At 49.8% G+C, this 6,808-nt stretch carries 2 protein-coding genes; both read right to left on the bottom strand.

Going from position 1 to position 6,808, the window contains the following annotated elements:
- Positions 1 to 3,741, bottom strand: a 3,741-nt coding sequence (locus tag Q0X57_RS07005) for a hypothetical protein (RefSeq protein ID WP_297729518.1), incomplete at its 3' end; no start/stop codon positions are given.
- Positions 3,742 to 3,790: 49 nt separating this feature from the next.
- The gene (locus tag Q0X57_RS07000) at positions 3,791 to 6,721 is read right to left on the bottom strand and encodes a leucine-rich repeat domain-containing protein (RefSeq protein ID WP_297729515.1); all 2,931 of its coding nucleotides are present in this window, start codon (positions 6,719 to 6,721) and stop codon (positions 3,791 to 3,793) included.
- Positions 6,722 to 6,808: the final 87 nt, after the last annotated feature.

Below are 6,808 nucleotides of genomic sequence, written 5' to 3'. Positions count from 1 at the left end.
ACCAACCGTTGCAGCGATAGCACCACCCTCACCAGCGGTAAAGGTGACGGCATGCTTGACGATGACCTTCTTGAAGGTAGCCTTGACCTTGAGGTCCTGGTCGCCTAGAGTGACGATGAGCTTATTGCCCTCAATCTTCGTATCGGCACCAGCGACGGCAGGATTGCCATTGACCATCCATTGGTCTAGCTCATAGCCCTCCTTAGGTGTAGCGGTAAAGGTAATAACAGCGCCCTGCTCTACCTGATCATTGCTCTGGATAGCCTTAGCCTCGGTACCAACCGTTGCAGCGATAGTACCACCCTCACCAGCGGTAAAGGTAACGGCATGCTTGACAACTAGCTTGTGGTACTTGACATCAATAACGGCGTTAGCTCGCAGTGTGAGGCTAGCCTTGTGGGTCTCAATATCAGCTACGGGGATTTCGTGTCCATTATTGGTCCAACCATCTAGAGCATAGCCTTCCTTGACAGTAGCTTGAAACTCTACGAAGGTACCCTCTTTGACCTTGGCTTTGGGCTCTACAGTTACCTTGCGACCACCATCGTAATAGTAGGCTTCGATAGTTCCCCACTCGTTGTCTGGCTTGTAGTCGACCTCATACATCTGCTCCTTTCTGAAGGTAACTTTGACATCGGTCTTTGCCTTAATCTGCCAGGTGATATAAGGTCTTCCAGCGAGCTGGCTCTGTACCTCACCATTGACAAACCACTGATCGACCTTATAGCCCTGCGCTGTGTTTGGCTTCGCCGTAAAGCGCATGTAGACATTCTCATTTACTTTTGAACCACTAGGTATGACCTTGCGACCATTGTAATTAGCTCCGACGATATCTCCTCCCTCACCAGCAGAGTAGGTAACCTCGTAGGTGACGGGTAGCTTCTTGAAGGTGGCCTCGACCTTGAGGTCCTGGTCGCCTAGAGTGACGATGAGCTTATTGCCCTCAATCTTCGTATCGGCACCAGCGACGGCAGGCTTGCCATTGACCATCCAGTGGTCTAGTTCATAGCCCTCCTTAGGTGTAGCGGTAAAGGTGATGACTGCACCCTGCTCTACCTGATCCTTGCTCTGGATAGCCTTAGCCTCGGTACCAACCGTTGCAGCGATAGCACCACCCTCACCAGCGGTAAAGGTGACGGCATGCTGAGGCTTCTGAGGAGCCTTATAGACGGCCTTAACCTCTGTATCTTCGTTGATCACAAGCTCGCGTAGGCGGTTCGGACTGTATTTGTCGCAGGCCTTTTTCGTATTGTTTACGAGCCAATGCTCCAGCGTGTAGCCCTCAGTGAGTGTCACGACAAAAGTTACTTCGGTACCTGCAGGCACCTGATCGCCAGAGTTGATGTAGACATCCTTGTAGCCGTTGAGCCCTTCGTCCTTGAGGTAAGAGGCGGTCATCTTGCCACCCTCACTTACGGCATCAAAGGTTACGGTACATAGCTTTGCCTTGTTGCATACCACGGCGACAGTCATATCTTCCGTTGCCTTAACGGTCAGCATCTCGGGCTTGACGTGAGGAGTCTTGGTACCATTGTATGTCCAGTGATCAATGGTGTAGCCCTCCTTAGGCGTAGCTAGGAAGGTGATCATATATCCCTCCTCTACCTTATCTCCAGGCTTGACATTGATACGTCCAGAGGCTTGCGTGTCATAATAAGCGACGAGCGTACCCCACTCATTCTCCTTGGTATAGTTGATTGTGCAGAGCTTAGCTGGCTTGTCCTCCTTAAAGGTTACATGTACCTTGAGAGCCTCACGAACAGAGCGCGTGAGTTCTAGTTTACCTGCAAAGAATTGTTGAGGCTGATCATTGACAGTCCACTGATCAACGAGGTAGCCACTCTTTGGCTTTGCGGTGAATGTGACTCGGCTGTACTGAACGAGGGCATCACCACTCGTAATGGTCTTATGAGCCGATCCCTCAGCTACAGTAGCTACGATAGTACCACCCTCACCAGCAGTGAAGACAACGGGGAAGGTGACTGGAATCTTCTTGAAGGAGACCTCCACCTTGAGAGGCTTATTGCCAAGGCGCTCCTGTATCTCCTTCTTGCCAGCATAGCGCGTGACAACCTCATCATCTATACGCCACTGATCAACCTCATACCCCTTATCGGGTGTAGCGGTAAATATAATGTACGAACCCTCGTCGAGCTTAGCTCCAGAGTCAAAGGCGGTACCTAGCAGAGTACCTTGGATGGTACCACCAGTGCTAGCAGTGTACGTTACGGTCTGCTTGGGCTTAGTAGCAAAGGTGATACGGATCTTGCTATTCTCACTGATCGTGATGGTTTGGCTAGTTTTGCCCTTGGAGGCATCAATAGGCTGATCATTGAGATACCAAAGGTCTACGACATAGCCCGCCTTTGGCTCGACCTCAATGTCAACTTCGGAGCCCTTGGGTAGCTCCTTGCCACTCTGGAAGTCTACGTAGTTGTAAGTAGTACGATCATAGTATGTGGCACTCTTGATGGTACCACCCGCCTCTGCGACATACTCGACCGTGTAAAGCTTTATGTCCTTGAGGAAGGAGACCTCGACATTGAGGTCCTTGTCAGCTTTTTGGATGATGGTGTTCTTACCCTTGCCCTTTGCAAATGGCTCGCCATTGATCGTCCACTGATCTGTCTTGTAGCCACTCTTAGGCTTAGCAACAATCCGTAGAGCGACACCGTCATCAACAGTGCTACCAGACTGTACCTCTGGACCAGTAGATAGGAAGCACTGGAGCGTACCTCCCTCACCAGCTGTAAGCGTAATCTTGTGCCCTGCAGGAGCGGTCCGCTTGAAGACGGCTCCGATGGTGTCGTTGTCTTCTGCAGAAAGCTTGCAGGTGTGCTCGTCGACAATCATCAGAAAGCGACTCTTCTCCCCATTGAGGGTCCAATAGTCAAATTCGTAACCCGCTTTTGGGGTAGCAGTGAAGAAAGCCATCTTACCCATAGGGACTTTATCTCCCGAGTGGAAGGCTTTGTGATTGAAGTTGTCATCCTCGTAATAGGCAGTGATGGTGCCCTCGGGAGTGTCCTCTTGGAATGTAAAGACGACCCCCTCAAAGCTCTGTCCTGAAGACTCGAAGTCTACCTTGATCTCAGTATTGCCACGGACTACTACGGACACACTCTCCCTTCCCTTAGAGCCTTCTATTGCGACACCATCCTGGTACCACTGCCCTATGGTATAGCCTGAGTTTGGCACGGCTGTAGCCTTGAGTTGTGTGTTTTTAGGAACCCGATCGCCATCATCGATGTAGGTCGCATCCTCCTCTCCTGTAAATGGGTTACGCTCAAGATAGTATGCACTGAGCATGCCTCCATCAGGCGTAGAGGGTGTGAGTCTAACCGTACATTCATCTGTAGGTGTCTCAGGCTCCTTCATCACGATGACGACATCGATATCCTCTTCGGGCATCTCCATCTCCATTATCTTGGCACCTCCATAGGCCTCAGGCTCATGCTGGGCGAGCTCACCATTGACCGTCCAGTGGTCGATCTCATAGCCAGCCTCTACAGTTGCCGTAAAGGTGAGCTGTGTGCCAGCAGGGATCTTGCGCCCTGAGGTCACTACCACCTTGCCCTCAGAGGGTAAGTAGGTAACACATCTTAGGTCAGAGACACCCTTGGGCAGGGTGTAGCGGACGGCATAAGTCGCTCCACTAGACTGACCACTTGCCTTACTGCCCCACCCTCCCAAGAGGAGAAGCAGAGCAAAGACAATCGGGTAAAGTATTCGTTTTGTCATAGATTGTATTTGTTAAAATGTAAGTTATAACATAGTTGTCTATAGTCTCTCATCGTATCAATAGATAGCGCTGATCTCCATAAACTAGCAAAGCCTTATGAAGTGGCGTGTGTATCTCAAGGATTTGATTAGCAAGACCTCTATATATCAGTGTCCCCTCGGGTGAGAAGACAGAGAGGATAGTTGTACCATCTAGATGCTGTGGAGCAACGACCCATCCACTCTCTATCGGGAACCAAGTCAAGGCATCCTCTGATGGAGTGGCACACTCTTGAAGAGCTGTGATGACGATGACGCCACCACCCTCCTTCCAGCCATTGACAGTCCACTGCTTCTGCTCTGCCAGCTTGATCTGCTCTGGCGTCAGCTCGTTGTGCTCCTCTAGAGACGGCTGACCATCTCTGGTGACATAGGAGACGTTGAAGATTTTACCGCGAATCTTTGACGATGGAGCGATGTCGTTTAGTCCATCGATGAGTTGCTGCATAGCTTGACGCTTGATCTGATTTCTAAAGACCGAAAGCGTCTCCAGCTTGTGGAGGTGACTACAGTCCACGCTTGTGAGCTGATTAGACGCTAGGTACAGTTCCTGCAGGTTATCACAATCTGTAAGGTCTATCGTAGAGAGCTTGTTCTCGCTCAGCGACAGGACCTTTAGTTGCTGCAACCCCGACACAGCAACGCTCTGATAAGCGTTGGTGACTAGAAATAGCTTCTCAAGAGCAGTGTAGGGACGCAGGTCTATATCTCCAGAGAGCTTATTATTGGAGAGATCTAGATTTTTGAGTGTCTTGCCTTTAGGCAGTATGATCTCCGATAAGTCGTTGTCTCGAACCCATAGTAGCTCTATCGAGTGAGCCTCGGAGGCATCTACCTTAGAGACATGTGCTTGGTCATTGATCCGCAGCTCTGTAATCTGCCGACCATACAGCGTGAAGGTCTGCTTACTGACGACCCTAATCTGATGCTTACGTCCTGTGCTTGCGTCAATCTCTTCACCTGGGTCATAGCTATCGTTGCCATTGAGGTCAACCCAGCAATCCTCGCCTTTAGGGAAGAATGAGAGTAGCGTGGGATCCTCGGAGCTGACAGTTATGGCAATGCGCTCTGCATGCTCTCCGAGCTTTTGGTCTGGCTCACCCTCATAGTTAGCTGTCTGACCATTGTAGACTGACCAGCCTTTGGAGCGTGCAGAGGTGACCATACTCTTGGAGATGTGATTACCCTCATCTGGAGCAGTAGTATCGACTGCGTACAACTTACACTTAGTCTCTGAGGTCGCCTTGGTAGGTAGCTGTGAGACTAGCTCTCGCATTGCTATGAGATCTATCTTATTGACTTCGACATGTAGCTCTTGAAGCGACTTAAGGTCTAGCGGGTTAAAGGCGGTAAGTCTATTGTTGCTAAGCCAAAGCTCCTGCAGGTCGTGATAGGCGGGTAGCTCTATCGAAGAGATTTGATTGAAGGCCAGTGCAAGCTTGCTCATTGGTGCTCTCAATGGTAAGAGGAGACTTCTCAGACGGTTGTGACTTAGATCTAGCTCTTTGAGCTGTTGCTGCGCAGATAGGTCAACAAACTCCAGTAAGTTATGACTAAGGTCTAGAGACTCTATATGAGGAGCCTGAGCAAGATCAACACCCTTTAGCTGACCATTGGGGATACGCACCTCTGTTATGTCAGATCCGTAGATGGTTACGATGTTTCGCTCCGAGAGAGTGATGCGATTATGTCCCACCTGGAGACTCTCACCAGGGTCGCAGAGGTTGTTGCCATTGAGATCTATAAAGAGATTGCTCCCCTTCAAGTCAAGAGAGAGCTCTCCCCCAGGTTGCTGCTGAGTCGTAATAATAAACCCTTCTTTGGTCGGGTCAATCTTTGGATCACTAGAGCCTGCGTAGAGCTGCTCTACACCACCGTGATAGTCATAGACATCCCATCCTAGACTATTCGCTAGAGAGACAACACTCTTAGAGCAGACATTTGCTTCTCGAGGCGTTATACCCTGCGTATTGATAGCTATGAGACGCTTCTCCTCTCTAGACTTATCATCTGCGGGGAGTGTAGATACGAGTTGCTTCATACGCTCTAGCGAGAAGTCGTTTTGGTAGATCCGAAGCTCCTTAAGACGTGTCTGATTGACATGTAGGGTAAGCTCGCGAAGCTCATTGCAAGAGAGATCTACGCTCTCTAGCAGAGCTCCTCGAGAGAGATCTATCGCAGTAAGCCCACAACGAGAAGCGTAGAGCCCAGTCACGGTAGCGAGAGCACGGATTGACAGCTCCTTTAGGTTCGGATTGTTGGATACACTAACGACCTTGAGATTGGAACAAGCCATCGGGATATTTAGCTCCGTCAGTTCATTGTCATCTAGATGAATGGAGGAAAGCGATATGGCTCCCTTGAGTATCGGGTTCTGGAGAGCGCATCGATCAGCTTCGAGCCACGATAGTCTATTACAGTCTGAGAGGAGGAGGCTGTGAAGCTTAGGACTATCCGAGGCGTATAGATGGGTGAGCGAATAGCAAGCTGTCGCATTGATCACTTCTAGCATCGTCTCTCTCAGATTGACCTCAGCAATGCTTGGACAAGACTGGAGACTAAGCTCACCAACGATGGGGTTTCCCCTGAGGTTTAGCTTAGTGAGAGAGTGAGCTGCGGTCAGATCAATGGCTTTGATTTGATCTGGGGTCTCACTGTTTTGTAGTATCAGCTCTGTTATCGTCTTGCCATAGATTGTCAAGGGGAAATGGTTGTTTTGCAATGCTTTGACCATCTTCTTACCTGACTGGACAGCTTCGCCAGAGTCAAGGGTTCTATTGCCGTTTAAATCAATCCACAGTTGCTCACCAGAGATATAGCCAGTGAGTTCGCTATACTGTCCCGTAGGAGTTATAGTTATGGACTCTGCAGTACTTTGAGCTGTGGCGCAGGTTGCTATGCCAAGAGAGGCAAGGAAGAATAAATGCTTGAGGATATTCATAAAAGGAATTAGATATGATAAGTCAAGGAGAGGAGGAGTCCGTAGGAGCGTGCCTGCTCCCCGATTAGCTCTGGATGGCTAAATATA

The organism is uncultured Porphyromonas sp., from assembly GCF_947254915.1.
In the GTDB taxonomy this organism is placed as follows: domain Bacteria; phylum Bacteroidota; class Bacteroidia; order Bacteroidales; family Porphyromonadaceae; genus Porphyromonas.
Note: the sequence above shows the minus strand (reverse complement) of the source record. Positions and strands in the feature narration are given on the sequence as shown.